Genomic DNA, 26,549 nt, shown 5'->3' on the forward strand with positions numbered 1-26,549 from the left:
TTCAATTTTTATTAAAGAATGACAATATCATCTCAACAACATACCCTTGCTCCCCCTCACTCAATCCCGGATACATAGGCAAACTCAAACAACGCTCGTAGTATTTTTCTGCATGTGGGAAATCGCCTTGCTTCCAACCTAATGATTGATAGTAGGGGTGGAGGTGAACCGGTATGTAATGTACTTGGGTGAAAATATTTTTTGTTTTAAGGTAATCGTATAGTGCTTTGCGCTGATCGGTTTCTATTACAAATAAATGCCATGCGTTGAAGAATGGGTGGGGCTGTGCTTGCATTTTAATTTCTCTGACATTGCGGAATGCATCTCGGTACTTTTGTGCAATGGCAATTCGTTTAATTAATCCTTTATCAGCTTTGGCAAGTTGTGTTATGCCAAGTGCACAATTCATATCAGGCAATCTGTAATTGTAACCTAGTTGTTGCATTTCATGATACCATCCGCCTTTTTCCAGCGGCATGTTTTCACGACTGATACCATGTGTGCGCAACGTGATTAGTTGTTTGTACAAATGTTCGTCACTGGTTGTTACCATGCCGCCTTCACCGCAGGCAATATGCTTAACGGGGTGAAATGAAAAACAAGTTAAGTGACTGTATTTACCTGAACCGGCTTTTGTTTTTTCATTGCGTGAATCCAAAAAATATGCGCCGGGTGCATGGCAGGCATCTTCAACTATCCACAAACTAAATTCATCTGCAAGTTTTCTCAGTCTTTCAGTGTTCACAGGTAATCCTGTAAAATCAACCGGTACAATACCTGCGTAGGTTCCGGGTTTTGATGAACGAAGTTTTTTTTCAAGCAAATCAAGATCCATTAAAAAGGTTGCTGGATCTATATCAACAAAATCAATTTCAGCACCGGCGTACAAAAATGCATTAGCTGATGCGGCGAATGTAATAGGAGTGGTGATTATTTTTTGCCCCGGTTTTACATTCAAGGCAAGTGCACATAAATGCAACGCAGCTGTTCCGTTTGAACAAGCTACTGCATATTTTGCGTCAACGTACCGGGCAAATTTTTCTTCAAATTCTTTGACTAAGGGGCCTTGCGTCAAAAAATCAGATTTCAATGCAGCTACTACGGCTGCAATATCTGTTTCATCAATGGTTTGTTTTCCGTATGGAATGGGTTGCGTCATACTGTAAAAGCAGGATCAACATGTTTTTTTATCAAGGTGCGTAAAGTTTCAGCATCAACCCATTCAGTGTTTTCACCTGAGTTATATTGAAAACCTTCTTTCACTTTTTTTGCGTTAAATGAAGTTACAAATTCATCTACTTTCCAATTGGGTACGCTTGGAATAATTGCGTAATATCGTCCCAAATCATAGGTGTAAAATGAGTCAGATGAAGTGATCATTTCTTCGTGAATTTTTTCTCCGGGTCTGATTCCAACCACGCGATGTTCAAGACTGGGTGCAATTGCTTTTGCCACTTCTGTCAGTTTGTATGACGGAATTTTTGGTACAAATATTTCTCCTCCCCAGGCTTGATCTAAGGCGTGCAAAACCATGTCAACCCCTTCATCCAGTGAAATATTAAAGCGTGTCATGTTTGGGTCAGTAATAGGAATAAAACCATCTTTTCTTTTCTTGATAAAAAACGGAATGACAGACCCATTTGAGCCCATTACATTTCCATATCTCACAACAGAAAATTTAATTTGATTTGCACCTTTGATATTATTTGCAGCAACAAATAATTTGTCAGAAGCCAGCTTAGTTGCACCATATAAATTGATAGGGGCTGCTGCTTTGTCTGTTGATAGTGCAACAACTCGTTTCACTTGTGTTTCCAGCGCTGCGTTGATTACGTTTTCAGCGCCAAGCACATTGGTTTTAACGCATTCCATTGGATTGTATTCAGCAATGTGAACGTGTTTCATAGCCGCTGCATGAATGACAAAATCAACTTCTTTAAACGCTCTTTTCAGACGATCAAAATCACGTACATCACCAATGAAATAGCGAATTGCTTTATAGTCTGACTGCGGAAATTCTTGCGCCATTTCAAATTGCTTCTGCTCATCACGTGAAAAAATAACCAGCCGTTTTACATTCGGGTACTGTTTCAAAATACGGCGCGTAAGCGCTTTGCCAAGTGATCCGGTTCCGCCGGTGATTAGTATTGATTTTTCATTCAGGTCAAGCATACTTTTATCAGTCGTTTGAATTTTTTATAAAGATATCCATTTTTTCACGGGGGAAAGCGTCAATGTATGAGCCTTCAGTCAGGTTGATTATTTTTACGCCTTTGCTTTGTGCGTATTGCTGTACTTCAAAATATCCCTTGAAAGCAAGATAAAATTTATGAATGATTTCATGCAAGGCACGATATCCAACTCCTCCAACACCATTCATGCGCTCAGGTTTAGCGTCTTTATCATAAAAATGAGGCTGACCCACGTAAGCAATATTATTTTCATCAACATGTATTTGCTGAAGCCAACTGTGTTCAACACCTACCAAGTAAATTTTTTGATAGTTCAGCCAAATCATATTCATTACTGATGGCCCAATGACATTATGTAATCGCGGCAATCCTAAACGCTTGTTGAAACAGAAATTTTTAAATCCGTTGCTGCCTTCAAATGGTATGATGTTAAAATAGATGATGTGAATGTTTTTATTTTCAGCCAGAATATCTTGCCAGAATTTTTTCTTTTTTGCCGGCCAGGGAATGAACAAATACATTTCCCAATTTACTTTTTTTGCAAGATTTTGAAAGATATTATTTCTAAACGTGATGTACATTTCTTTTACATCATCTTCCCAAAAATCAGGCGCTGCAAGCATGTAATATTTTGGCTGCATTTTTTCAAACACCGGATGCTCACAAAAAGCATTTACTGCAACGGCATCCATATTTTCTATGCGTTTGATGAATTCAGAATTTTCAATTAATCCGGCAAGAGATGGTCCGTTTCCTAAAATAATTGCGGATGTTTTTTTTTGTGTGATTTGCCGATGCAGATTTTTAAAACGAGATACAAAAAGTATCTTGATTAATCCAATGAAGAACAAACGGGTATTGGATAAAAATTTTATCATTTAATTGGTTGCTTTCAAAAATAATCCCTTACTCACCCATGCTCTGAATCTCACAATCATATTGCCTTTTGCCGCTTGCCCTTTGATAATATAGATGGACCAAAGCACCAAACTGGCTGCCCATTTTACTATTTCAATTCCATATCTTTTTAAGGCTGACATGCCGCCTTCTCTGCTCACGCGCAATCGTTCACTGTAACCTGTACCTAATGCCTGCTTGCGAATAAACTCAGCCGTTGTGCGTTCTACCGGCACACAATGATATACAATTGCATTGGGAATGTATACGACTTTTAGCTCAGGAAAGTTGTATATCCGCTGAAAAATATCTTTCTCTTCACCTCCTCCTAATCCTTTGCCAATTCTACCAAGTTCAGTATTGAACATACCTGCTTTTTGAAAAACATCCAAACGGAATGACATATTTGAACCTCTCGGATAATCTGACTTTGGAAAAATTCTGGTTTCATCTCCTAAATTAAAATAGCCCAGCAGTGAATTCAGGTATTTATTTTCCCAAGTAGGGATGATGGATTCATAGTGCAATAAAATTTTACTTCCTATTGCTGCAACGTCAGCGTGAGCTTCAAAATACGTATATATTTTTTCAAGATAATCATCAGCAAGAAAGGCATCATCATCAATAAAAGTAATGTACTTTCCTTTTGCCTCTGTGATTCCTCGGTTGCGTCCAAAACTTAGACCTTGATTGGTTTCCAGATAATATCTGCATGAAAGATTTGGATTTTCTTCACAAAATTTTGAAAAAATTTCTTGCGTATTACCGGGTGAATTATTGTTGATCAAAACAATCTCATACAATTTTGACGACAATGTCTGGCGGGCAAGACTTTCCAAAACACCGGGCAAATAGCGTTCTCTGTTATACGTACTGATTGTGGCAGTGATCATGAATTTTGATAGTGTTTACAAAGATACAGAATTGCTTTCAGTAGGCGCCGGTCGCGACCGGCGCCTACTGAAAAAAGACCGGCGCCTATTGAAAAAAAAGAATCCCGCCTATGGTGGGGCGGGATTCAAGATCTCATTGAGTATGCGTTAATGCGCTATATTAGGCTTTCTTAACTTTTACTGCATTCAATCCTTTTTTTCCTTCTTCAAGCTCGAAAGTAACGACATCGTTTTCTTTTACTTTGTCAATTAATCCTGTTGCGTGTACGAAGTACTCCTTGTTGGTGTCTTCTTCCTTGATAAACCCAAATCCTTTAGTTACGTTAAAGAATTTGACAATTCCTTTGTTCATTCTTTTTTAATTTAATAATTTAACCAAATGTACGTAAAAAAATGCTCGCTGGTTCATTTTCAGGTATTTTTACAAAAAATTCCTTTTTTCATTCTGCCCAATTAAGCATTTAAAGCCTTGATTACATTAGCATTCCGCCGCAAACGTGCAGGGTTTGACCGGTAACGTAGCCTGACATGTCTGAAGCCAAAAAAACAGTTGCATTAGCCACATCAAGAGGTGAGCCTCCACGCTTCAACGGAATTCCATCACGCCATCCTTGTACCACATTTTGATCTAAAACCGCGGTCATTTCAGTTTCAATAAAGCCCGGTGCTATAGCGTTACATCTAATATTTCTTGATCCCAGTTCTTGAGCAACTGACTTTGTAAATCCAATCATTCCTGCTTTAGAAGCAGCATAGTTTGCTTGACCCGCGTTGCCTGATACACCTACCACTGAACTCATGTTGATGATGGATCCTTTTTTTGCTTTCAACATGGGTTTAATAACTGCTTTGGTAAGGTTAAAAGCAGATTTTAAATTGGTGTTAATTACTTCATCCCATTGCTCTTCAGTCATTCTCATCAATAAGTTGTCTTTGGTAATTCCTGCATTATTTACCAGAATATCTACTGTGCCGAATTCAGCTACCACAGCGTCACAAAGTTGTTGAGCCGAATTAAAGTCAGATGCATCAGATTTGAAACCTTTGGCAGTGCCTCCATTTGCGGAGAGTTCCGCTGCAAGTGCATTTGCTTTTTCTTCTGATGACAAATAGGTGAAAGCAACTTTTGCACCTTGTTTGATAAATTCTTCAGCAATTGATTTTCCAATGCCGCGTGATGCGCCTGTGATAATGGCAACTTTTCCGTCAAGTAATCCCATGTTGGTTAATTTGTGTGAGGGTCAAAGATAATTTTTTATGTTGAGAAATTGAATAGTTCTTGATCAAGCCAAAAGACGAAATGACTATCGAGGATCATGGTAATGAAGGCTTCTCGGACAAATAAAAAACCCTGTCGTTAGGGACAGGGTTTGAATATTATGCTTTTGCTGCAACTACTTCCGGTTCTACCAGAATTCTGCCGCAATGTTCGCACACAATAATTTTTTTGCGTGCCTGAATATCTAATTGTCTTTGAGGTGGAATTTTATTGAAGCATCCACCGCAAGCATCACGTTGTATTGTAACTACTGCTAATCCATTGCGTGAGTTATTTCTCAGACGATCGTAAGCAGTCAATAATCTTGGTTCAATTGATGCCCTTGCAGCATCAGATGATTTCACTAAGCGTTGTTCGTCTTTATCAGTTTCCGATGCAATTTCATCAAGTTCTTTTTTCTTGATTTGCAAATCTTTTTTGCGCTCAGCCAAACGATCTTTTGAAGATTGTAATACTTCCGCTTTATGATCTATTTTAGCTTTGGCCTCAGTTATTTTTTTTTCTGATAATTCAATTTCCAAAGTTTGGAATTCAATTTCTTTTGAGATAGAATCGTACTCACGATTGTTACGCACGTTTTTTTGCTGCTCAGCGTATTTTTTCATGGCTGCTTTTGCATCTTTGATCTGGTTTTTGCGATCATTGATGAATTTTTCAAGCTCGTCATTCTCTTCCTGTAATTTGGCAAGGCGTGTGTCTAAGCCTTCTATTTCGTCTTCCAAGTCTTGAACTTCAAGAGGCAGTTCACCTCGTACGGTTTTAATTTTGTCAATTTCTGAGTCAATTTGCTGAAGATCATATAATGCGTTCAGCTTTTCTTCAATGCCTGTTTCTACTACTTTTTTTGCCATTGGTTTAAAAATAATTTACCGGATTGGTATTATGTTCTGTTAAGCAGGGCGCAAAGGTAGGAAATTTTTTCTGGATAATTTCAGCTAAAAGTTCAATTGTGAATTGTTCACTCTCAAAATGCCCAATATCTGCAATAACAATTTGATTTTCAGCATCAAAAAAATCATGGTATTTATAATCTCCCGTAATAAAAATATCTGCTTTAACACTTTTTGCCGCTCCAAGCAGAAAACTTCCACTGCCCCCACACCAGGCAACCTTTTTTATTTTTCTACCCAACAAGGGGGTATGACGAATGATTCCACAACCAAATGTTGATTTAAGTTTTTGCAGAAAATCTTTTTCATCCAGTTCATGTTCCAATTCTCCAAACATGCCTGCGCCTGAATACGCATTCTCATTCATGAGTGGCAGAATATCATAGGCGGGTTCTTCATAAGGGTGTGCGGTGATCATGGCCGGAATGAGTTTTTTTGTCAGATGAGATGGAAAAATTACTTCAATACGTTCTTCGGGTTCATGATGTCGTTCATCTATTTTTCCAACAAATGGATTCGCATCAGCACCTGCCCTGAAAGTCCCTGTTCCGCTAAGAGAAAAACTACATTCTGAATAATTTCCAATGTGTCCTGCGCCCTGTTGAAATAAAGTATCTAACACATGTTTGGCATGTTGTTGCGGAACATACACAACCAACTTATACATGCTTTCTTGAGTGCCTTGCAGAATTTGGCAATGGCTGATCTTTAATTTCTCACCAATTTTTTTGTTCACGCCGTATTGGTAATTGTCAAGATTGGTGTGAATAGCATAAATTGCAATATCATTTTTAATTGCTTTCACCAGCGTACGGTTCACATAATTGTTGGCTGATAATTTTTTAATGCCTTTGAAAATAAGCGGATGATGGGCTATCACCAAATTACATTTTTTCTTCACGGCTTCGTCAATGATATCCTCCGTGCAGTCAAGACAAATGAGTGCATTTTTTAATTCGTCACTTGCATTTCCGGTTAACAATCCGCAATTGTCATAGCTTTCTTGAGTGCTGAGCGGAGCAAGTTCTTCAAGATAACGGGTGAGATCTGAAATTTTCATTCAGTAAAGATAAGAGAGTCTCATGAAATTAGGATAGACATTTTTTCATATTTCAAGTCATCTACTTCAAACAATCCGTTTACTTTTACAGCTCATTTCAGTAAGATGGTTACATATAAATTCAGCGGATTACTTCAAAATGATGGATGGTTAATTCCCGCTTATGTATCAGTTGATGATCAGGGAAAAATAATTTCAATTTCAAATCAGCCAATAACCACGCCGGTTGATTTTGATTTGAATGTTTATGCTTTGCCGGGATTTCAGAATGCACACTCGCATGCTTTTCAATATGCCATGGCGGGTTTAGCTGAAATACATTCAACTACCCAAACTCCTGATGATTTTTGGTCATGGAGAGAGGCTATGTATCAAGTGGCTTTAAAGGTGAATCCTGATCATGTTGAGAGCATTGCAACCATGTTATATTCTGAGATGATCAGGCATGGATATACGCATGTTGCCGAGTTTCATTATTTACATCATGATCAGAACGGAAAGCCTTACGATCATCTTGCAGAAATGGGTGAAAGGTTAGTCTCGGCTGCAAAAAACGCCGGTATTGGAATCACACTCTTGCCAGTATTTTATCAACGCGGAGGATTTGGAAAACCTGCTACTGAAAATCAACGAAGATTTATTTCAACGGATGCGCAAAAATATTTCACGCTCCTTGAAAAAAGTACTGCCGTTTGTAAGCATTATCAACATGCGCAAACAGGAATTGCCATGCATTCACTTCGCGGAGTTGAACCGGAAATTGTGAAAGAAATCGCGCTCCAATCATCATCTGAAATTCCTTTTCATATTCACATTTCTGAGCAGTTGTCTGAAGTAGAATCAAGTCTTTCATATCTTGGAAAAAGACCCGTAGAATGGATGCTTGAAAACTGTAACCTGAAATCACATTTTCATTTGGTGCATGCTACACATCTTACACAAAATGAAGTTGAAGGAATTGCCAATTCTGGTGCGCATGTTGTGCTTTGTCCAAGCACTGAAGGTAACCTTGGTGATGGTATTTTTCCCTTCATTGATTTCAGAAATGCTAATGGAAAATGGAGTATTGGTACAGATAGTCACATTGGCTTAAATCCTTTTGAAGAATTACGTTTGCTGGATTATGGACAACGCTTAATATCTCACAAACGAAACACGTTTTATTCGCGTGAGCAAGGAGATGCAGGCATGTTTGCTCTTCATGCAGTAACAGCAGGAGGAAGAAAAGCAATGAATCAAAATGATGCTGTTTTTTTTAAAGAAGGAAATTTTTTAGATACCGTTTTAATCTCTGCAGATAGTCCATTAGTTTGCAGTTCATCCGTAAAAAATCTACTCTCAACTATTGTCTATTCAAGTGATATTTCACAACAATACGGCACAATTTCTAAGGGAAAATTATTCATGAATTCAGTTGAGAATGAATCTTATGTAAAGGTGAAAGAAAACTTTCAGAAGTGCTTGAATGATTTGGGTTTGAGATGAAGTGCTTTCGGTTTCTCAGTGTGAATATGCAGAAAAAAAATTAGAGTAAACCTTGTTCTTTTCTCGCAAGAATTTCAGCTTCAACTTTTGCTGAATTACGCAAAACTTTTCGTACCCATTCTAATTTCAAATCAGTTTTTTCATCTGTAGAAAGTTGCCAAGCAAAAGATGATTTTCTCATTCTTTCAGTAAGTTCAAAAAGCGATAATGCTACTGAAACTGAAATATTAAAACTTTCTGTAAAGCCATACATTGGGAGCCGCACAAAGGCATCAGCATGTTGTAAGGCAAGTTCAGATAAACCAGACATTTCTGTTCCGTACATTAATGCTAGTGGTTGATCAATGGGTAGTTCATGAATTAAACAATCATTGGTGTGTGGTGTGGTAGCGACAATACGATAGCCTTTTTTTTTCAGTGATTCAATGCATGAAACGGTGTTGTTGGCCTCTTGATTATAGCGATTTAATGTCAACCATTTTGAAGAACCCATATCAACACCTGAGGATGTTTCATATTTGTTCCCGTTTTCAATAATGTGCACATCCTGAATTCCGAAACAATCACAAGATCTTAAAACTGCACTTGCGTTGTGAGGTTGAAAAATATTTTCTAAAACCACGGTGATATGTCTGGTTCTATAAGACAAAACTTGTTCAAAAAGTTGAAACTTGTGTTCAGAGATGTGTTTAGCCAATTGTTCAATTAACCAATTTTTATCTTGCATGATTGAGTTTTAAAAAAAAAGTTGTGTTTCCAAATTTAAGAATGAAAGGTATAGTAGGTAAAATGAAATGACACAATTTCACTTTTACCACTTTGTATGCGCAGGTCATGACATGCGCGTACCAGTGAATGAAAAAAAAAGCCCCGCAGACACATGGTCGGCGGGGCAATTTTTTTAGTAACCAGGTTTAACTAGTTAACTTTTCCAGAAAGTTCAGCACCTGCTTTGAATTTTACAACTTTCTTAGCAGCGATTTTGATTTCTTTTCCAGTTTGTGGGTTACGTCCAGTTCTAGCAGCTCTTTTAGAAACTGAGAAAGATCCGAAACCTACTAAAGAGATTTTATCTCCTTTTTTCAAAGCTTGCTCAGTAGCAGCGATGAAACCTTCAAGAGCTCTTTTTGAGTCAGCTTTTGATAAACCTGATTTTGATGCAATAGCATCTACTAATTCTGATTTGTTCATAATCAATTTTTGATTTTTGGTTAAACAATTTTTATATCGAAACAAATATATTGCAATAACCCTATTTTACAAGGGGTACAGCTTCATATACCCTCATTTTGTTAATAAAATAGGCAAAATGTTAATAAGTACCCCTGAAAACCCCTGTCAAATGTAGGGTTTGGGGCATTTTATGGTTGTGAAATTAATATTCTGTCTGTTCCATCAAAAAATGGAGATTGTATAGACAAAACTTTCACAGGGGTAGATGAAAGTACTTTTAAAGCATGTGGAGTGCCTTCGGGAATGTTGAAATAATCCCCCTTTTGAACGATGAATTTTTCGTCATTCATCGTGAATTCGCCCTTTCCATCAAGGATATAGACATTTTCAGTATGCCATTCATGTTTGTGTAAGGCCACCTCATTTTTCACCCATATAATAAAAGCGGTTTGGTTAGAGTCTCCAGAAATCTTCTCAACGTGGATATTGTCATAATCATCCGGTGGCCGGTGATTCTTGAGGTTTGGATCAATCTGCGCCACCGCGGCAATTAGTGCAATGAAACAAATACTAAAACAAAGTCTTTTAATCATAATCAATAAATAACTAAGTAAATAATGGCTTAATCACAGTATTCATCAACGTTTTTAAACTCTACCAGACAATCTTACGATGCAAAAATATACACCTATATATATAAGCGTAGTTTTTAATTGACTCAAACGGCGTTATGCTATCAGCAAATCTGCCAGCCGGAGATATTGAAGCCATTTAAAAATTCAGCGGTTTTCATTCGCTTGCGCCCTTCCAATTGAAGGTCGGTTATTTCTAACCATCCTCGTTGGGCACCAATGCGCACTGAGGTACCGGTTTGTTCAATACGTTTAATGTCTGCCTTGTTATCTTCATGAAGGACTGAACTGAAAATTTTAAGTGTCTTTGTTTCTTCCCCATTTGATATCGTGGTAAATGCACCCGGGTAGGGTGAGAGACCACGAATTTTATTATAACATTGTTGCGCTGGTTGAGTCCAGTCAATTTGACAATCTTCTTTGAAAATTTTAGGAGCGGGCTTTAAATCACCATGTATCAAAATTTGCTGTTCAACGGGTCGAATGTTGTTGGCAAAAATATCTTCAACAGTTTTTACCAAAAGTATAGCACCTTCTTCCATCAGTTTATCATGCACCGTGCCGGCAGTATCAGTTGGGTTAATTGGAATTTTTACACGATCAATAATTTTTCCGGTATCTATTTCTCGTTCAATAAAAAAAGTGGTTGCACCGGTTTCGGTATCGCCATTGATTACCGCCCAGTTGATAGGAGCCGCACCACGATACTGAGGTAATAATGAAGCATGCAAATTAATAGTGCCTTTTGGTGGCATATTCCATACTGCTTCAGGCAACATTCTGAACGCAACGACAACAAATAAATCTGCTTGAAGATTTTGCAATGAATTCAGAAAATTTTCATCTTTTAATTTTTCAGGTTGTAAAACCGTGAACCCTTTTTCAAGCGCAAATTTTTTCACTGCTGACATGGAAATTTGTTGTCCTCGTCCTGCAGGTTTATCCGGAACTGTTACAACGGCTGCAATTTCAAATCCGGCACCTGAAAGTAATTCAAGTGAGCGCACCGCAAACTCTGGCGTACCCATGAATACAATTCGTTTACTCATAATTGATAATTCTTTTTTCTGAATGAACGTAAATATACATAACTCAAAATACCTATTGAACCAAAATATACATATTCAACCAACCAGATTCCTCTAACTGAAAAATCCAACATCACAATAAATACATAACAGGCAATAAGATAAATTCCAATACTGATCATTTCAATCATAAAAGAGAGATTGGATTTACCGACAGCTGCCACTGAGTTAAACCATACTGTCACTACTGAAAAAAGTAAAATAGATCCGGTGACAATTCGCATCACATCAGCGCTGTCAGCCAGAATATCGGGATTATCATTGATCACAGGAATGAATGCAGCAGGGTAGAGTAGAGCTCCATGACAAAAAAGAACTACTGAAATAAAACAAAGTAAAATCATTTTGCGCTGAACAACCGGAATCAGCTCAGGAGATTTTCTGCCGATTAAATTGCTTACGTACGTCCGTGTAGTTGCCCCAAAACCAAACAGCGGAATGAAAGCAACGAAATAAATGCTGCGAATTACGGCAGAAACTTCTAAGTCATGCGGACTCATATATTGTTCAATCATCATGAAAAAAATCAGCCAGCCAAACAAAGCCAAAAATCCTTGAAACATGAGCGGGGTACCAAGTTTCAATAAAGCAGTTGAGATGATTTTGGAAGGTTTATTCCAGAATTTGATTTGAAAGATTTTATTTTCGTTTGTGCGTAAAACCGTAATGGCTAAAAAAGCAAATGCAAGCAATTCTGAAATGGATGAAGCCAACGGAGCACCTTTCATTCCAAGTTCAGGAAAACCAAAATGTCCAAATATCATGGCGTAGTCTAGAAAAATATTTGAGAAAGCCAGAATAATAGTTGAAATCAAAACCAGTTTTGTACGTCCAATGCCAATATAAAATGCGGTGAGACTGGCATGCATACCGGCAAAGAAAATACCCCAACTTCTGTACTTAAGAAACTCCACCATACATTCACCCGTTTCTGATGATTTCACAAACGAGTGAATAAAAATATCACTCAGAAAAAAAAATCCGGTGAATAAAATTCCGCCTAAAATAATTTGAAGAAGTTGAGTATTAAAAATGTACTGACCGATGGATGTATAGTCTTGCTCACCATATTTTCTGGCAATGATAATTTGTGATCCGTCTGCAAGGCCTTTACTGAACATGAAAAGAGAGATATAAATTAATCCCGCATTATTCACGGCATTGAAAGGTATGGTACCCAATTCACTCACAAACGCAGTATCAGTAAGCATCACCACAGATTGAACAAAAGTTCCAAACATGAGAGGCACCGCTATGGCTAATATTTTTCGGTAAGAAATTTCAAGCATGGGTTGCTACTTACGAAACCTGAATGACTAATCCTTTTAAGTATTCTCCTTCGGGATGGGCTGCGTTGATAGGGTGATCAGCAGGTTGATGTAATTGTTCAAGAATGCGTACTTGTCTTCCGGCTTCAAAGGCAGCTGCAATAATGGTATTAGAGAATAGTGCTTTGTCAACAACTTGAGAGCAAGAAAAAGTAAAAATTATTCCGCCCGGTTTAATTTGTCTGATGGCATGAGCATTCAGGCGCTTGTATCCCTGAACTGCCTTATGGCGTGCATCACGATGCTTTGCAAATGCAGGCGGATCAAGGATGATGATGTCGTAATCTTCATGTAATTCCCTGATATAATCCATCGTATCTGCAACAAATGATGCGTGCTTATTTTTATCACATTGGTTGAGTTCAATATTGGCATCCGTAAGTTGAATGGCTTTTTGAGATGAATCTACGGAATGCACCAAGGCTGCACCGGCATTGAGCGCGTAAACTGAAAATCCACCGGAGTAGCAGAAGGTGTTCAGAATTTTTTTTCCTGCAGCATAGTGAGCGAGTAACTTTCTGTTTTCACGCTGATCAATAAAAAAACCGGTTTTTTGTCCCGTTATCCAATCTATGTAAAACGCATTTCCATTCTCTTTTGCTATCAGCGGAGTATCGGCATTCTGATAGGTGTATCCATCCTGCTGTTGGGCTGAAAATCCTGCCGGCAGTGTTGAGGCGCTCTTCTGATAAATACTTTGTAGATTTTGACCAAGTACATGAATAAGTGCCTGAGAAATTTTGTCAAGATTTTTAAACATACCAATACTGTGACATTGCAGTACAACATTTCCATTGTAATAATCTGCAATTAATCCGGGTAAAAAATCACCTTCTCCATGAATTAATCTGAAAATCTGATTTTCTGCACTATTAGTAAAACCAAGTGATTTACGCAAATTCCATGCTGAAAGTATTGCTTGATTGTAAAAATTTTGATCAGGATATTGCTTGGTGAAATTCAACATTCGCACCGTGATGCTGCCTTGTTGATAATGACCAAATCCAAGTGTTTTTCCTGCATGATTCAATACTTCTATGGTATCACCTTCTTCACAACTACCTTCAATTTTATGAATTGCGCCTGAAAAAATCCAGGGATGTTGCCGCTCTGCTGAACGCTCTTTACCATTTTTTATATAACATTTTGGTGTGGTCATGTTTTGTATTGAAGAGACGAAGTTAGCTCATTATGCAGAAGTATCAACGTTTTTACTGTTTTTGAACAGAATTTATTTTTCATGGTTCCCCCTCAGTTTTCTGCGTATTTATTGAAAATTTGCCTGATAATGAGGGTGGTTTGATCTTTAATTATCTTTGCGCAGTGAAAATTCTGTTTTATAGCTCATTTTTTTGCCTGGTGTATTTTGTTACCGGTACCGCTGAACTGCGTGCTACTGAAACAGAACAAGATAAGGTGGCAAAGTTTTATCAATTTGTCAATATTGTTCTGGAAAACCAAACAGTAAACCCTGAACTAGCTTGGGCTTTTGTTGATTCTTCCATTCATCAGGCGTACGACCTTAAATCATCTTTTTATTTGGGTGAGGCGTTTAGTTTAAAGAGTAAATCTTTTTTTGATCAATCTCAACTTGATTCTGCTCTGTATTATTCAAAAAGTGCTTGTCAGATCTTTCAGTATTATCCTGATTCAACTGATTATTATGAGTCAGAGTACAATCGCGGTAATATTTTGTTGGCTATGGGTGATCATATTCAGGCTCTGGTTCAGTTTAACAAGGCGCTGCGTATCGTAGATGAAAATTTTGATGCCTACGTTGTGCGAGATAAGGATAAAATCTACTTGAATAAAGCGTTTTGTTATGTGAGTATTGGTTTGGTTTATCTCAGCTTGCGTGATTATGAAATGGCTATAGTAAATTTTCAGAAAGGAATAAAATTATCTGAACGTAAAATAAATCGGCAGAGCCTGATATTAAAAAGTGTGGCCTACAATAATTTGGGAATGTGTTATAATGAACTGGGCAATTATGATAAGGCAGAATCATATGCCATTTCAGGACTTGAGATTAAAAATCAACTTGGAATAAATACATCAACCGGATATAATTATCAGGTATTGGCAAAATCAGCTTACGGACGAGGTAAATATGTTCTATGTATCAAGTATTTGAAAAAGGCAGATGAGATGTTTAATTCCTCAGCTAATAAAGAAGAATTGCGCGTGAATGATTTATTGCGAGCCAAATGTTTTTACATGGAGGGTGAGATAGATAATGCCTTGCAATTGCTTCATTCACTTGAGCGCGCTTTTGATTCCCCCGGTAGAATTAATGAGCGCATTGAAACACATACTATGCTCAGTGAGATCTATGCAAACACCGGCAATTCAGTGCGGGCTCTTGATTATTTGCGTCTGGCTGATGCCTTGAAAGATGATTTATTACTCAAATCAAATAGAAGTGCTGTTGAAGAAATTCTCAACTATTTTCATGATGAAGAGGCACGCATTGATGATAAATTAGAAAATTACAAACACGTTCAAGAAAAAGAAAAACTTCAAACTGATATTTCACTTGAAAAAGAAAAAAGACAATGGCTATATGCTTTATTTTTTATTTCTACCATCTGTCTTATTCTAATCATTATTGTCATTGCCAGAGGAAACAGAAGAAATAAAAAAATAAATCAGGAATTGAATTATTCTATTGATGAAAAGCAAGTGCTGTTCAGAGAGGTGCATCACCGAGTAAAGAATAATTTTCAGATTATTTCAAGTCTGCTGAATCTGCAACAAGGAATTGAAGAAGATGAAAGAAGTAAGCAGGTATTGACCGATGCACAAGGACGCATACAATCTATGTCACTGGTGCATGAAATGTTGTATCGCAAAAATGAGGCAAAGAAAATTGACTTTTGTGCATATACTCATGAATTGGTTTCGTCTATTCTCAATTCTTTCAAAGATGAAAAAACCATGATTGAATGTAAAATTGATTGTGGTAATGAATATTTTGATCTGGAATTAGCGGTGCCTCTGGGGTTAATTCTTAATGAAGCCTTGACAAATGCAGTTAAATATGCTTTCAAAAACAAAACATCCGGTATAATTCAGGTGAGTATTACGCCGCTTGATGCAAAAAATTATCTCATCGTAGTAAAAGACAATGGCTGGGGTATACCTGATGAATTCCTCAATGGAGGCAAAGAAACTCTTGGAATAGAATTAATAAAGATATTGAGTAATCAACTTGGCGGCGATGCAAATTTTATTATTGACAAAGGCACTGAATTAAGAGTGAAGTTTGAAGTATAGCATGATAAATTTCTAACCCATGAAAAAAGCTGTACCTAATTTATGCATGATTGTTACTTGCAAATATTTGTTTGCAATCAGTTCAATTTTGTTTTTTGCTGAATACGGTTCTGCACAAACTGATGCTTCGTTCGAAAATAAATTCAGCGCATTGAAAGATTCTTGTTACAGTACTGAATTGGTTGACCACAATTTAAGTTTTCTCTATGCTGATTCAGCATTAAATATGGCTGAAGAAGCAAATAGTGACTATCATAAGGCGGATGCACTCTTACTGAAAGGTGGTTTGTTTTTTATTGAAAATAATGCCGATTCAGCACTTTACTACACAAAAAGAGCGGTTGATATTTTTGAGATTTATCAAGATTCAGTGGCTTACCAAATTGCATGCTACAACCTGGGAAATATTTATTTAGATAAAGGTGAATACGTATCTGCATTGATTAATTTTCAAAAGATTTTAAAGAACATTGAAAATTATTTTTCAGATGAATTAGCCTTGAATGATATGGATGTTCTGGGTTCACTTATGTATACTTATTCTAGTATTGCTGATATATACCGAGGAGTGGGTGATCATGTTTCATCAAAATATTATGTTTCTAAAATGCAAACGGTAATTGAAAATACTGAGATTGAATTGCCATATGACTTTCAGTTTCTCATGTATTTTGAACGCTTTCAAATTGCCATGGAGGAGAATAAATTTCAAGATGCAGTAGTGTTAATTGACAAAGCACTTGAAAATAATCATGCCAATGATGATCACTTTCAAGATGGTTCAATCTACAGAGAGAAAGCCCGATTGATGAATGCTCTCAATAAAACAGACGAAGCCCTTTTTTACCTGGATGTATCTGACTCAATTTACAGCGCAGTTGGTAATCGTCCGGACTTGATTCTGAATTCTATTGTACGTTCAGAAATCTTCAACAAAACAAAAAAATTTACCCAAAGTTTGGATGTGCTTTATCAAAATATAAATTCAATTGATTCAGTTCCTTCAAAAATTATTGTTTTGGATTACTATCAACAGTTGGCTTTAACATGTAATTTTTCTGGCAAAACTGATTCTATGGTATATTATTTTCAGGTAATGAACAATGTGAATGCTGACCTGAGAGTACAATTAATGCAACAAGTGGTTGATGAATTAGTGAACTATATTGAAGATGAAGAAGAGCGCATTCAGGCACGAACAGAAGATTTACGCCTTCGTTATGACAACGACAAATTGAAAATTCAAATGGAAGGTAACAAAAGACTTCAGAAGAGAAATTATTTCATTTTCTTTATCACGATTCTCTTTTTAGCTACCGTAGTTTTTGTTTTTTGGAATTTGAATCGCAAAAATAAAAAAGTGAATCATGCATTGAATCGTACCATTGAGGATAAGCAAATTCTATTTAAAGAAATGCATCACCGGGTTAAAAATAATTTTCAAATTATGTCCAGCTTGTTTAGTTTACAGCACATGTCAACTGATGACAAAGGAGTCACCAAAGTGTTAGGTGATGCGCAATCAAGAATACAAACCATGGCGCTGGTACATGAAATGCTTTACAAAAAAAATGAGGTACAAAATATTTTATTCTCTGCCTATGTTACTGAATTGATCACATCAATCATTCATTCGCTAAACGATGAGAATAAAGAAATCAACTTTACAGTTAAGGCGGGCAATGAATCATTTGATTTGCAAATAGCTACTTCACTTGGCTTGATATTGAATGAGGCATTTACAAATGCAGTAAAATACGCATTCAAATCTCGTGAATCAGGGCAAATTGATATTTCACTTGAGTCATTAGGGCATCAAAAATACCGGTTGACTATACAAGATAACGGGATTGGAATTCCTGAAGAAATAATTAACGGAAAGCGCGAAACCCTCGGTGTTGAGCTCATTCATATACTTAGTGAACAACTTGGTGGACATGCAGAAATAAAAAAAATGAACGGAACGATTATTGTAGTTGTATTCAATGCTGATAATTAAAATGTCTTTTATGAAAACGCTGCTTATTACACTTTCATTATTTATTTCAGGAATCAGTTTTGCTGATTGCGCCGGTTCAGGTTTATATTGTTGGCCAGATCAGACTGAGGTTGCTAAAAATCCTTTATTTCTAATTACCGGCTACGCAATGTCTCAAGAAGTTATTCATGAATTAACCATATCTAAAAATGTGTATCTCGTTTCACCAAAAGACAAAGTTGAATTGAAATTATTGCAATTAGAGGAGGGCGGATATTACCTCACGCAAGTTGGAGTTTACCCAGAGCGAAATCTAATTCCGGGTGAAACGTATCACTTGAAAATTGATGATATGGAAGGCAATTTACCTACACGATATAACGAAAAAAAGCGTGAATATGAATCTGTATTTTGGAAAGTACTAGATAAAAAAGATACCATTGCCCCGGTTTGGATTCAGCGGCCTGCTTTTGATACAACCTCAACAACATATTTCGGATGCGGTCCTGCGCGTTATGCGTTTTTTACAGCTCAGGTAAAAGACGAATCTCCTTTTCTAATTCGCGCAACTTTAAAAAATTTAGATAAAAACAATGAGACCACTTTTTCATTCTCCATGCGTGAAGGGAAAATTGTTGTTGGCCATGGCATGTGTTCAGGAGAATTTTCGTTTGGTGACAGCAAAAATTTTGAAGTTTCTTTTGATTTAATTGATGCCTCAGGCAACATGACTGCATGGACTGGTGACCCAATCACATTTGAATCACCGGAATAATTTTTTCTTTCATCATTTATTTTACCTCCCTCCGCTGCCGCAAGTATCTCTATCAAATCCTATAGAGATAAAAAGAACAATAAATAATAAACGCCAAATATAAAACGGGAAGGTGAAGATTATCTCCCTCCAAAAATTGAGCTACCAACGCGCACCATTGTGCTGCCTTCTTGAATGGCTATTTGATAATCTCCGCTCATGCCCATGGATATTTCTTTGAAGTGTGGTTGATCTTTGAAAAAAGTCTGCTTTAATTGGTCAAAATGATTTTTGAGAGATTTGAATTCACGATGAACTTGTTCTCTGTTATCTGTAAAACTAGCCATACCCATTACGCCGCAAACACGGACGTTTTTTAGAGAAAGATAAGTATCACTGCACAATAGCGCATTGGCTTCGTTGGCATCAAGACCAAATTTAGTTTCTTCTGTGGCAATGTGAAATTGCAGCAAAACATTTTGTACACGATGATTCTTCTGTGCTTGTTTATTGATTTCTTTCAGCAAGCTGATAGAATCAACTCCATGAATCAAAGAGACAAAATGCGCCATGTATTTTACTTTGTTGCTTTGCAAATGACCTATCATGTGCCACTCAATATCTTTTGGAAGGGTATCGTATTTTGAAACTAATTCTTGCACTTTGTTTTCACCAAAAACACGGTGTCCCGCATGATATGCAGCAAGAATATCTTCAACCGGTTTTGTTTTTGAAACAGCAATGAGTTTTACCTCTGCAGGCAGAGACGATTTGATGATATTTAACTGTTCAGCAATAGCCATTAATCAAGAGGATAAATTGTAAGACCGCTGCGCAATTTGGGTTCAATCCACGTTGATTTAGGAGGCATAATTTTGCCTTCATCGGCAACTTGTTTTAATTGAGAAACGGTGACCGGAAATAATCCAAACGCCACTTGAAATTGTCCACTGTCAACGGCTTCTTGCAGGGCAGACATACCTTTATTCCCGCTTATAAAATCAATTCGTTTATCTGTTTTTAAATCTGAAATACCCAGCACCGGTTCAAGTAAAAGGTTGGTAAGTATTGCGGTGTCTAATGAGTTAACTGAATCAGTGTAATCAAATGTGTCAGACTTTGGTGTGAGTTTATACCACGCGCTACTGAAGTACATAGCAATTTCATGAAGCTTGTGTGGTTTACAAGTAGCTTCATCAGTTTTCTGAACCACGAAATTTTGTTCTATTTTATGAATAAAGGATGCCTGAGTATTATCACCCAAATCACGCACTATTCGATTATAATCTTGGATAAACATCAAATCTTCAGATATGAAATAGGCCAAAAAATGTTGCTGCGTTTCTTTGGCGTGGTTCCCCAACTGGTGTGTGTATGTAGCAGAGGAAGCGCAGCGGTGATGTCCGTCAGCAATGTACACATCCGGAATTTCACGATAGTATTTTTGAATTAATGCAATGGCTTCCTGATTTTCAATTATCCAAACTTCATGTTTGATTCGCTCAGCTGATGTGTACTCATATTCGGGGCGGTGTTTGGTAATAGCATTCAGCAGGGCAGACAGGTTTTCATGTCGCTCATGAAATAGTAGTACAGGTTCAGCATGAAATTTTACCGTGTCAAGATAGAGGGCAAATATTTCTTCACGACTGGTGATGGTTGCTTCATGCTTTTTAATGTGACCGGTATTGTATTGATCAACACTTGCCCCGGCAATCAGGCCCAGGTATTCATGCCCGTCTTTGGTTTGTTTATAAAGATAGAGGCAGGGTTTACTGTCATGAACAAAAACACCGTCTTGAACAAATTCATCAAACTTTTGGCGAATTTTATTGAAACGCTCAACGCTGTTTGGCGGAGTTTTTTGTGCCTGATTGAATTCAGGATTCAATACATGCAAAAAGGTATATGGATTGTGTTCAAGTTTTGCTACCAGTACATTTTTTTTATAGGTGTAATAAGGCATGGTTGCTACCAGATGCGCTTTATCACGCACCGGTCGTATAGCTGAGAAGGGAAGAATTTTTGTCAAGGTATGATATTTTTCAAGTGCAAAAATAGAACAAGTATGCCGGATGTATAAGTGATTTGTCTTTAAATCTTTGTTTAAACGTTGTTATCAATATCAACATTCGTTTGAATTTATAAACATCAGCTGGTATTTTGTTCATTTCAATTACCTTTGGATAATCTTTCTAAAAATGGAGAAACGCACCATACTTAACAGCACCCATTTTGATATCACGCTTCGGCGTTTGGCAAGTCAACTCAAAGAGAATCATCAATTATTTGAAAACACCGTATTAATTGGTCTGCAGCCGCGTGGCATTCATGTGCTTGAACGGTTGAAAAAAATTCTTGAAACTGATCTTGGAAAAAAACTGACCTGTGGCCAATTGGATATTACCTTTTACCGGGATGATTTTCGCAGACGAGAGCAACCAATCATTCCGAGCGTCACCAATATTGATTTCATTATTGAGAATAAAAACGTGGTATTGATTGATGATGTATTATTTTCAGGTCGTACCATTCGCTCAGGCTTAGATGCTTTATTGGCATTTGGTAGACCCAAAAAAGTGGAATTGCTCGCTTTTATTGATCGGCGGTTTGAGAGACATTTACCTATTCAACCTGATTATACCGGTAAAATAGTTGATACGCTTTCTACTCAACGTGTTTCAGTTGAATGGAAAGAAATTGAAGGAGAAGACAAAGTAGTTTTATTTACACAAGAACCAAAAAATGAATAACCTCAGTGTAGATCATCTCATTGGTATTAAAGACCTGACAAAGCAGGATATTGAACTTATTCTCAAAACAGCGGACAGCTTTAAACAGGTCATTAACCGACCTATCAAAAAAGTTCCTTCATTGAGAGATGTCACCATTGCCAATTTATTTTTTGAAAATTCTACTCGCACCAAATTGTCTTTTGAATTGGCTGAAAAAAGATTGTCAGCTGATGTAATTAATTTCTCAGCCAGCGCTTCATCCGTGAAGAAAGGTGAAACGCTCATTGACACGGTGAACAATATTTTGGCTATGAAGGTAGATTTAGTGGTGATGCGTCATCCAAATCCCGGTGCAGCTAAATTTCTTTCTGAACGTATTAATGCCAAAGTAGTAAACGCGGGTGATGGCACACACGAACATCCTACACAGGCTTTACTAGATGCCTATTCTATTCGGGAAAAATATGGTGATGACTGGCAGGGAAGAAAAGTAGTAATTGTTGGAGATATCACGCATTCACGTGTTGCATTGTCCAATATTTTTTGTCTTCAAAAATTAGGAGCTGAAGTAATGGTTTGTGGTCCAACAACACTTATTCCAAAACACATTGGCTTACTGGGTGTAAAAGTTGAACATAATTTACGTAAAGCGCTTGAATGGTGTGATGTTGCAAATATGTTGCGCATTCAGTTGGAAAGACAGGATATTCAGTACTTTCCTTCTCTCAGAGAATATTCTATGCTCTTTGGTTTAGATAAAAAACTTCTCAATAGTCTTGATAAAAAAATCACTATCATGCACCCGGGACCAATAAACCGAGGGGTAGAAATTACATCAGATGTTGCAGATTCAGATCAATCTATCATTTTGCAGCAGGTTGAAAATGGAGTGGCAGTGCGCATGGCTGTTATCTATTTGCTGGCAGCTAAAATTGGGCGGAATTGATCTTTCGATATAAATCTGATTCGGCAGACAAGTTGGATGGTTCTACTTTTGACGGAAATTTTTTATTTACCCTTCAGGACGGAAATTGATCATAGGTAAACACTAGGATAAGGGCTTGTGATCATCAATACATTGGTATTAATCACTGTTTTTTACGAATGAAGTTTGTAGTTTCCGACAAGGATTGAGGCAGATAATTGCAAATGTTGTTCGAGTATTCGGATCATGTCAACCGTGAGTTTCTTTTTTCTGTTTAAAATTTCTGATACCCGGCTTTTTCCACCAAGTATTCCTACTAGATCTTTTTGTTTTAAGTTCATTTCTTCCATACGGATTTTAATTGCAACTATTGGATCAGGTGCATCAATTTTGTAATGCTCATTTTCGTAGTTCTCAATCAACAAAGAAAGAATTTCGGCTTCATCACCCAACTTTGAATTAGCAGGTGCATCAAAAATTACTTCAAGCCGGGTAAGTGCATTTTGGTAATCTTTTTTTGTTTTAATAGGTTTAATTTTCATGGTAGTTTTAAATAGTTTCTGCGTCAATGCGGTCATATGATGCATGTGTTCCTATGAAGCGAATAAATGCCCATTGTCTTTCGTAATTGAACTTCACGATTAGACGATAATGATTCCCTTTAATATTAAACACAACTCGATTATCGTTTAAAAAAATTGCGCTTGCGTAAGTCTTTTTGATGTCTTTTGGGGATTTCCAATTAGCTATTTTGGCCGTCTGGTACCAGGTTTTTAGATAGTTCTCAGCGTCGGCATGTTTTTCCCAAAAATCTCGTAAAGCACTTTTGGCAATAATTCGCTTCATTATGCAAAGGTAAAAAAGTTCTCTAATTACGAACTTAATTATTGAAAATTATCGCTGAACACTTATAGTTCATCTCACGCCTTGCGCTCAATCTCACGCAAATTCTCCATTTTTTTAATGCGCAGAAATCCGTTGATATCTTCAAGATGTTCTTTTACTCTTTTGTTGCCGAATTCAAAAACTTTTGAAACCAATCCATTTAAAAAATCACGGTCGTGAGAAACAACAACCAGGGTTCCGTCAAATTGCAAAAGTGCTTCTTTGAGAATGTCTTTGGTTTTCATGTCCAGGTGATTGGTAGGCTCATCCAATATGAGCAAATTGTATGGTTCAAGTAGTAATTTAATCATGGCAAGGCGAGTGCGTTCACCGCCTGAAAGAACTTTTACTTTTTTGGTCCAGCTTTCCCCGCCGAACATAAATGCACCAAGTAAGTCTTTTATTTTCGTGCGTATTTCACCAACTGCAACATCATCTATTGTTTGCCAAACCGTAAGATTTTCGTCAAGTAATGATGCTTGGTTTTGCGCAAAATAGCCAACCATGGTATTGTGACCGAGTGAACATGTACCATCAAAATCAATTTCATTCATGATGGCTTTAATCATGGTAGATTTACCTTCACCGTTTTTTCCAACAAAAGCAACTTTTTGTCCGCGTTCAATGACCATACTGGCTTTTTCAAACACCGTATAATCACCGTATTTTTTTGTCAGTTCTTCAACTATGACCGGGTAATTTCCTGAACGTGGTGCGGGCGGAAATTTCAATCGCAATGCAGAGGTGTCAACTTCATCAACCTGAATAATATCAAGTTTTTCTAACATTTTTACACGTGATTGTACTTGTAATGTTTTTGAATAGGTGCCTTTGAATCGTTCAATAAATTCAGTGGTTTCAGCAATCATTCTTTGTTGTTCATCATACTGCTTTTGCTGCTGTTCACGTCTCTCTTTTCTCAATTCAAGATAGTGTGAATATTTTGCTTTGTAATCGTATATGCGTCCCATCGTTATTTCAATGGTGCGCGTGGTAATGTTGTCAACAAAGGCACGGTCGTGTGAGATTACGATTACTCCTTTAGCGTGGTCAACTAAAAATTCTTCAAGCCATTGAATTGATTCAATATCCAAGTGGTTGGTGGGCTCATCAAGCAAAATGAGATCAGGTTTTTGCAGCAGAATTTTTGCCAGTTCAATGCGCATTCTCCATCCACCTGAAAATTCTTTGGTTGATCGGGTGAAATCTTCACGCAAAAATCCCAGCCCTTTCAAAGTCATTTCAATTTCTGCATCGTAGTTTACATCTTCAATTGCATAATATTTTTCACTCAAGTCAGTGACTTGTTGAATAAGTTCCATATAGCTGTCTGACTCATAATCTGTGCGGGTTTCCAATTCTTTATTCAAGGATTCCATCTGCACTTTCATGTTGTTGATTTTTGCAAATGCCTTGGCTGTTTCTTCAAATACCGTGCAGTTATCATCATGCAGTAAATGCTGAGGCAGATAAGCAATTACGGCATCTTTTGGTGCAGAAACTTTTCCGCGGGTTGGTTGACTGGCTCCGGCTAGAATTTTTAGCAGGGTAGATTTACCGGCACCGTTTTTTCCCATCAGCGCTATGCGGTCAGTATCATTGATTACAAATGAAATGTCTTTGAATAAATCTGAACCATTAAAGGTCACTGAAACTGAGTCTACCGTGATCATATCTAAAAATTGGAGTGCAAATATACACAGTCAATAGCGGATTTGAGCAGTATAACTTATTCTTTATTTTAAGAGAATGATCGCGGCATCTTTTATAGTGCGAATTTTGTCACAGATTCTTGCACCTTGCCTTTTTCTTGATTTATCTGACAAGAAAATATTTTGTGCGAGTGATTATTTTTTTCAAAGTTGATCGAGTAAGTGACATTGGCTATATGTTCAAAAAATAGGCAGCTATTAGAATTTGCATTCACACCGGGTAGCAGATCATTGATTGGATGTGTCCAAATGGCTTTACTTTGTGGAGATACCAGTGATATCAGTATATTTTTTATGTCATTTTGCTGAATTGAAAAATGAAGGATCAGAAAATTTTCACCCCAGCAGGTTTTATTATTTTCAATGCCTGAACTTATTACTTGAGGAGATAAAAAATTGTGCAAGGAATCATTGATCACAGGCTCATTTGTGGGTTTACCGTAGAAAACAAAATGTCTTTGAGTACCTTGTTTAGCGTGAAAATAAATGGTGTTTTCAGCATTCGGAAAGTGATTGTAAGGGTAGCTTGTGATCGGGTGCTGGTCAGGTATTGCCAATTTAGCCATGAAATATGAATTTAATTCTTGGTAATGCGGCTTAGTAGATTTTGTAATTACTTGTCGGTTTAAATTTTTCAATGAAATGTCAGCGGCATGCAATGCAAAGGCATATCCTGCGAGATTGAAAATGATCACGGTTTCTTCTTCTGCATCAAATTGGATGGTATCTGTTTTAAAGCCTTTCAAGTGGGGAAATTTTTTAATCAAATCTTTTTGTGTGGCCACAATTTTTCCGGTTTGGTTCTCTATAATGATGAGTTTATCACCTGAGACAACAATGAAAGTATGCGTATCATTAATGCCGGCAATACGTGAAAATCCGGATAGCATTTTAGATGAAAAAGATTTGATTTTGTTTGTGAAAATGATCTTTCCGGTATCCAAGTTTACTTTGTTCAGAAAAATTCTATTGTTTTCAATCATACCGGTTTTAGTGGGCGTGAATGAGCGGGCGTTGGTTTGAATGAATACGTCTGCTGAGCCCGGTTTCATAAAAATGGATTCAACCTTTCTCTTGTAGAATTTTGGAATAACCCAAAATATCAAAACAAGAAAAACCACCAAACCAAGAATAAAATAAATACCAGGAAACATGAAGTAAATGTACTAAAATCAGGATGATAATCTCAGAATGTGAAAAGGAATGTTGCACTGTATTTACAGTTCTATAATGATGTCTCAACTTTATAGGCTCAGGTGGCGATCTTTACAAACGGAAGGATTTATTTGTGCTGTGTTTGAAAGATAATTTTTATTCAGGTTTATGCCTTGCCCTATTTTGCTCAGATAGAGGTGCATTGCAAAATA

At 37.1% G+C, this 26,549-nt stretch carries 26 protein-coding genes; 6 read left to right on the top strand and 20 right to left on the bottom strand.

Annotation, left to right across the window (positions count from 1 at the left end):
* Position 1: 1 nt before the first annotated feature.
* The 8 genes from pseC to IPH66_06260 all read right to left on the bottom strand — a co-directional run bounded on the left by pseC (position 2) and on the right by IPH66_06260 (position 7,211).
* Positions 2 to 1,159, bottom strand: coding sequence for a UDP-4-amino-4,6-dideoxy-N-acetyl-beta-L-altrosamine transaminase (gene pseC, locus IPH66_06225; protein ID MBK7128948.1), 1,158 nt, complete (start codon positions 1,157 to 1,159; stop codon positions 2 to 4).
* On the bottom strand, positions 1,156 to 2,172 hold the full coding sequence (gene pseB, locus IPH66_06230) for a UDP-N-acetylglucosamine 4,6-dehydratase (inverting) (protein ID MBK7128949.1): 1,017 nt from the start codon (positions 2,170 to 2,172) through the stop codon (positions 1,156 to 1,158). The genes pseC and pseB overlap by 4 nt, the downstream gene beginning before the upstream one ends.
* Positions 2,173 to 2,179: 7 nt before the next feature.
* Positions 2,180 to 3,070, bottom strand: a complete 891-nt coding sequence (locus IPH66_06235) for a hypothetical protein (protein MBK7128950.1) — start codon at positions 3,068 to 3,070, stop codon at positions 2,180 to 2,182.
* Positions 3,071 to 3,982 (bottom strand): glycosyltransferase family 2 protein, encoded by a 912-nt coding sequence (locus tag IPH66_06240; protein MBK7128951.1) that lies wholly within the window; start codon positions 3,980 to 3,982, stop codon positions 3,071 to 3,073.
* 160 nt (positions 3,983 to 4,142) lie between these two features.
* Entirely contained in the window at positions 4,143 to 4,334 is a 192-nt protein-coding gene (locus tag IPH66_06245; protein ID MBK7128952.1) for a cold shock domain-containing protein, read from the bottom strand.
* A gap of 121 nt (positions 4,335 to 4,455) precedes the next feature.
* Entirely contained in the window at positions 4,456 to 5,202 is a 747-nt protein-coding gene (fabG, locus tag IPH66_06250; protein ID MBK7128953.1) for a 3-oxoacyl-[acyl-carrier-protein] reductase, read from the bottom strand.
* Positions 5,203 to 5,359: 157 nt separating this feature from the next.
* Positions 5,360 to 6,112: a hypothetical protein gene (locus tag IPH66_06255; protein MBK7128954.1), complete on the bottom strand. Its 753-nt coding sequence runs from the start codon at positions 6,110 to 6,112 to the stop codon at positions 5,360 to 5,362.
* Between the two features lie 4 nt (positions 6,113 to 6,116).
* The gene (locus IPH66_06260; protein MBK7128955.1) at positions 6,117 to 7,211 is read right to left on the bottom strand and encodes a Nif3-like dinuclear metal center hexameric protein; all 1,095 of its coding nucleotides are present in this window, start codon (positions 7,209 to 7,211) and stop codon (positions 6,117 to 6,119) included.
* 105 nt (positions 7,212 to 7,316) lie between these two features.
* Here IPH66_06260 and hutF point away from each other — a divergent pair, with 105 nt between their 5' ends.
* Positions 7,317 to 8,696 (top strand): formimidoylglutamate deiminase, encoded by a 1,380-nt coding sequence (hutF, locus tag IPH66_06265; protein MBK7128956.1) that lies wholly within the window; start codon positions 7,317 to 7,319, stop codon positions 8,694 to 8,696.
* 40 nt (positions 8,697 to 8,736) lie between these two features.
* Here hutF and IPH66_06270 read toward each other — a convergent pair whose 3' ends face one another.
* The 6 genes from IPH66_06270 to IPH66_06295 all read right to left on the bottom strand — a co-directional run bounded on the left by IPH66_06270 (position 8,737) and on the right by IPH66_06295 (position 14,076).
* A complete protein-coding gene (locus tag IPH66_06270; GenBank protein ID MBK7128957.1) occupies positions 8,737 to 9,423 on the bottom strand; it encodes an RNA methyltransferase in 687 nt (228 codons plus the stop codon).
* 191 nt (positions 9,424 to 9,614) lie between these two features.
* Positions 9,615 to 9,887: an HU family DNA-binding protein gene (locus tag IPH66_06275; GenBank protein MBK7128958.1), complete on the bottom strand. Its 273-nt coding sequence runs from the start codon at positions 9,885 to 9,887 to the stop codon at positions 9,615 to 9,617.
* A gap of 170 nt (positions 9,888 to 10,057) precedes the next feature.
* Positions 10,058 to 10,462, bottom strand: coding sequence for a cupin domain-containing protein (locus tag IPH66_06280; protein MBK7128959.1), 405 nt, complete (start codon positions 10,460 to 10,462; stop codon positions 10,058 to 10,060).
* Between the two features lie 143 nt (positions 10,463 to 10,605).
* A complete protein-coding gene (locus IPH66_06285; protein ID MBK7128960.1) occupies positions 10,606 to 11,550 on the bottom strand; it encodes a methionyl-tRNA formyltransferase in 945 nt (314 codons plus the stop codon).
* Positions 11,547 to 12,878 carry an MATE family efflux transporter gene (locus IPH66_06290; protein ID MBK7128961.1) on the bottom strand — a complete coding sequence of 444 codons (1,332 nt, stop codon included), beginning with the start codon at positions 12,876 to 12,878 and terminating at the stop codon, positions 11,547 to 11,549. Before IPH66_06290 ends, IPH66_06285 begins: the two co-directional genes overlap by 4 nt.
* A gap of 10 nt (positions 12,879 to 12,888) precedes the next feature.
* Positions 12,889 to 14,076, bottom strand: coding sequence for a class I SAM-dependent rRNA methyltransferase (locus IPH66_06295; GenBank protein ID MBK7128962.1), 1,188 nt, complete (start codon positions 14,074 to 14,076; stop codon positions 12,889 to 12,891).
* A gap of 164 nt (positions 14,077 to 14,240) precedes the next feature.
* On the opposite strand from IPH66_06295, the gene IPH66_06300 reads away from it, so the two are divergent.
* The 3 genes from IPH66_06300 to IPH66_06310 are packed head-to-tail and all read left to right on the top strand — an operon-like array spanning position 14,241 to position 18,946.
* Positions 14,241 to 16,193, top strand: a complete 1,953-nt coding sequence (locus IPH66_06300; GenBank protein ID MBK7128963.1) for a tetratricopeptide repeat protein — start codon at positions 14,241 to 14,243, stop codon at positions 16,191 to 16,193.
* A 19-nt stretch (positions 16,194 to 16,212) separates the two neighbouring features.
* Positions 16,213 to 18,192 (top strand): sensor histidine kinase, encoded by a 1,980-nt coding sequence (locus IPH66_06305; GenBank protein ID MBK7128964.1) that lies wholly within the window; start codon positions 16,213 to 16,215, stop codon positions 18,190 to 18,192.
* Positions 18,193 to 18,202: 10 nt separating this feature from the next.
* Positions 18,203 to 18,946 carry a hypothetical protein gene (locus IPH66_06310; GenBank protein MBK7128965.1) on the top strand — a complete coding sequence of 248 codons (744 nt, stop codon included), beginning with the start codon at positions 18,203 to 18,205 and terminating at the stop codon, positions 18,944 to 18,946.
* A gap of 119 nt (positions 18,947 to 19,065) precedes the next feature.
* Here IPH66_06310 and IPH66_06315 read toward each other — a convergent pair whose 3' ends face one another.
* Positions 19,066 to 19,728, bottom strand: coding sequence for a YggS family pyridoxal phosphate-dependent enzyme (locus IPH66_06315; protein ID MBK7128966.1), 663 nt, complete (start codon positions 19,726 to 19,728; stop codon positions 19,066 to 19,068).
* Entirely contained in the window at positions 19,728 to 20,957 is a 1,230-nt protein-coding gene (locus tag IPH66_06320) for a DUF1015 domain-containing protein (GenBank protein MBK7128967.1), read from the bottom strand. Before IPH66_06320 ends, IPH66_06315 begins: the two co-directional genes overlap by 1 nt.
* 169 nt (positions 20,958 to 21,126) lie before the next feature.
* Here IPH66_06320 and pyrR point away from each other — a divergent pair, with 169 nt between their 5' ends.
* Both pyrR and IPH66_06330 read left to right on the top strand, forming a co-directional pair.
* Entirely contained in the window at positions 21,127 to 21,678 is a 552-nt protein-coding gene (pyrR, locus tag IPH66_06325; protein MBK7128968.1) for a bifunctional pyr operon transcriptional regulator/uracil phosphoribosyltransferase PyrR, read from the top strand.
* Positions 21,671 to 22,606, top strand: a complete 936-nt coding sequence (locus IPH66_06330; protein ID MBK7128969.1) for an aspartate carbamoyltransferase catalytic subunit — start codon at positions 21,671 to 21,673, stop codon at positions 22,604 to 22,606. The genes pyrR and IPH66_06330 overlap by 8 nt, the downstream gene beginning before the upstream one ends.
* A gap of 152 nt (positions 22,607 to 22,758) precedes the next feature.
* On the opposite strand, the gene IPH66_06335 is transcribed toward IPH66_06330, so the two are convergent.
* The 4 genes from IPH66_06335 to IPH66_06350 all read right to left on the bottom strand — a co-directional run bounded on the left by IPH66_06335 (position 22,759) and on the right by IPH66_06350 (position 26,336).
* Positions 22,759 to 23,127: a transcriptional regulator gene (locus IPH66_06335; GenBank protein MBK7128970.1), complete on the bottom strand. Its 369-nt coding sequence runs from the start codon at positions 23,125 to 23,127 to the stop codon at positions 22,759 to 22,761.
* A gap of 7 nt (positions 23,128 to 23,134) precedes the next feature.
* The gene (locus IPH66_06340) at positions 23,135 to 23,431 is read right to left on the bottom strand and encodes a type II toxin-antitoxin system HigB family toxin (protein MBK7128971.1); all 297 of its coding nucleotides are present in this window, start codon (positions 23,429 to 23,431) and stop codon (positions 23,135 to 23,137) included.
* 74 nt (positions 23,432 to 23,505) lie between these two features.
* Entirely contained in the window at positions 23,506 to 25,143 is a 1,638-nt protein-coding gene (locus tag IPH66_06345; protein MBK7128972.1) for an ABC-F family ATP-binding cassette domain-containing protein, read from the bottom strand.
* Positions 25,144 to 25,235: 92 nt separating this feature from the next.
* Positions 25,236 to 26,336, bottom strand: a complete 1,101-nt coding sequence (locus IPH66_06350; protein MBK7128973.1) for a hypothetical protein — start codon at positions 26,334 to 26,336, stop codon at positions 25,236 to 25,238.
* Positions 26,337 to 26,549 lie beyond the last annotated feature (213 nt).

The organism is Crocinitomicaceae bacterium (genome assembly GCA_016708105.1).
GTDB lineage: Bacteria > Bacteroidota > Bacteroidia > Flavobacteriales_D > Crocinitomicaceae > JADJGJ01.

What these genes read in the sequence shown, in the direction of transcription:
- IPH66_06245 (MBK7128952.1), bottom strand. Translation starts at nt 4,334, where the DNA reads ATGAACAAAGGAATTGTCAAATTCTTTAACGTAACTAAAGGATTTGGG.
- pyrR (MBK7128968.1), top strand. Translation starts at nt 21,127, where the DNA reads ATGGAGAAACGCACCATACTTAACAGCACCCATTTTGATATCACGCTT.
- IPH66_06295 (MBK7128962.1), bottom strand. Translation starts at nt 14,076, where the DNA reads ATGACCACACCAAAATGTTATATAAAAAATGGTAAAGAGCGTTCAGCA.
- IPH66_06270 (MBK7128957.1), bottom strand. Translation starts at nt 9,423, where the DNA reads ATGCAAGATAAAAATTGGTTAATTGAACAATTGGCTAAACACATCTCT.
- IPH66_06240 (MBK7128951.1), bottom strand. Translation starts at nt 3,982, where the DNA reads ATGATCACTGCCACAATCAGTACGTATAACAGAGAACGCTATTTGCCC.
- IPH66_06315 (MBK7128966.1), bottom strand. Translation starts at nt 19,728, where the DNA reads ATGGCTATTGCTGAACAGTTAAATATCATCAAATCGTCTCTGCCTGCA.
- fabG (MBK7128953.1), bottom strand. Translation starts at nt 5,202, where the DNA reads ATGGGATTACTTGACGGAAAAGTTGCCATTATCACAGGCGCATCACGC.
- IPH66_06290 (MBK7128961.1), bottom strand. Translation starts at nt 12,878, where the DNA reads ATGCTTGAAATTTCTTACCGAAAAATATTAGCCATAGCGGTGCCTCTC.
- IPH66_06330 (MBK7128969.1), top strand. Translation starts at nt 21,671, where the DNA reads ATGAATAACCTCAGTGTAGATCATCTCATTGGTATTAAAGACCTGACA.
- IPH66_06345 (MBK7128972.1), bottom strand. Translation starts at nt 25,143, where the DNA reads ATGATCACGGTAGACTCAGTTTCAGTGACCTTTAATGGTTCAGATTTA.
- pseC (MBK7128948.1), bottom strand. Translation starts at nt 1,159, where the DNA reads ATGACGCAACCCATTCCATACGGAAAACAAACCATTGATGAAACAGAT.
- hutF (MBK7128956.1), top strand. Translation starts at nt 7,317, where the DNA reads ATGGTTACATATAAATTCAGCGGATTACTTCAAAATGATGGATGGTTA.
- IPH66_06280 (MBK7128959.1), bottom strand. Translation starts at nt 10,462, where the DNA reads ATGATTAAAAGACTTTGTTTTAGTATTTGTTTCATTGCACTAATTGCC.
- IPH66_06275 (MBK7128958.1), bottom strand. Translation starts at nt 9,887, where the DNA reads ATGAACAAATCAGAATTAGTAGATGCTATTGCATCAAAATCAGGTTTA.
- pseB (MBK7128949.1), bottom strand. Translation starts at nt 2,172, where the DNA reads ATGCTTGACCTGAATGAAAAATCAATACTAATCACCGGCGGAACCGGA.
- IPH66_06335 (MBK7128970.1), bottom strand. Translation starts at nt 23,127, where the DNA reads ATGAAAATTAAACCTATTAAAACAAAAAAAGATTACCAAAATGCACTT.
- IPH66_06285 (MBK7128960.1), bottom strand. Translation starts at nt 11,550, where the DNA reads ATGAGTAAACGAATTGTATTCATGGGTACGCCAGAGTTTGCGGTGCGC.
- IPH66_06350 (MBK7128973.1), bottom strand. Translation starts at nt 26,336, where the DNA reads ATGTTTCCTGGTATTTATTTTATTCTTGGTTTGGTGGTTTTTCTTGTT.
- IPH66_06340 (MBK7128971.1), bottom strand. Translation starts at nt 23,431, where the DNA reads ATGAAGCGAATTATTGCCAAAAGTGCTTTACGAGATTTTTGGGAAAAA.
- IPH66_06235 (MBK7128950.1), bottom strand. Translation starts at nt 3,070, where the DNA reads ATGATAAAATTTTTATCCAATACCCGTTTGTTCTTCATTGGATTAATC.
- IPH66_06255 (MBK7128954.1), bottom strand. Translation starts at nt 6,112, where the DNA reads ATGGCAAAAAAAGTAGTAGAAACAGGCATTGAAGAAAAGCTGAACGCA.
- IPH66_06310 (MBK7128965.1), top strand. Translation starts at nt 18,203, where the DNA reads ATGAAAACGCTGCTTATTACACTTTCATTATTTATTTCAGGAATCAGT.
- IPH66_06305 (MBK7128964.1), top strand. Translation starts at nt 16,213, where the DNA reads ATGAAAAAAGCTGTACCTAATTTATGCATGATTGTTACTTGCAAATAT.
- IPH66_06260 (MBK7128955.1), bottom strand. Translation starts at nt 7,211, where the DNA reads ATGAAAATTTCAGATCTCACCCGTTATCTTGAAGAACTTGCTCCGCTC.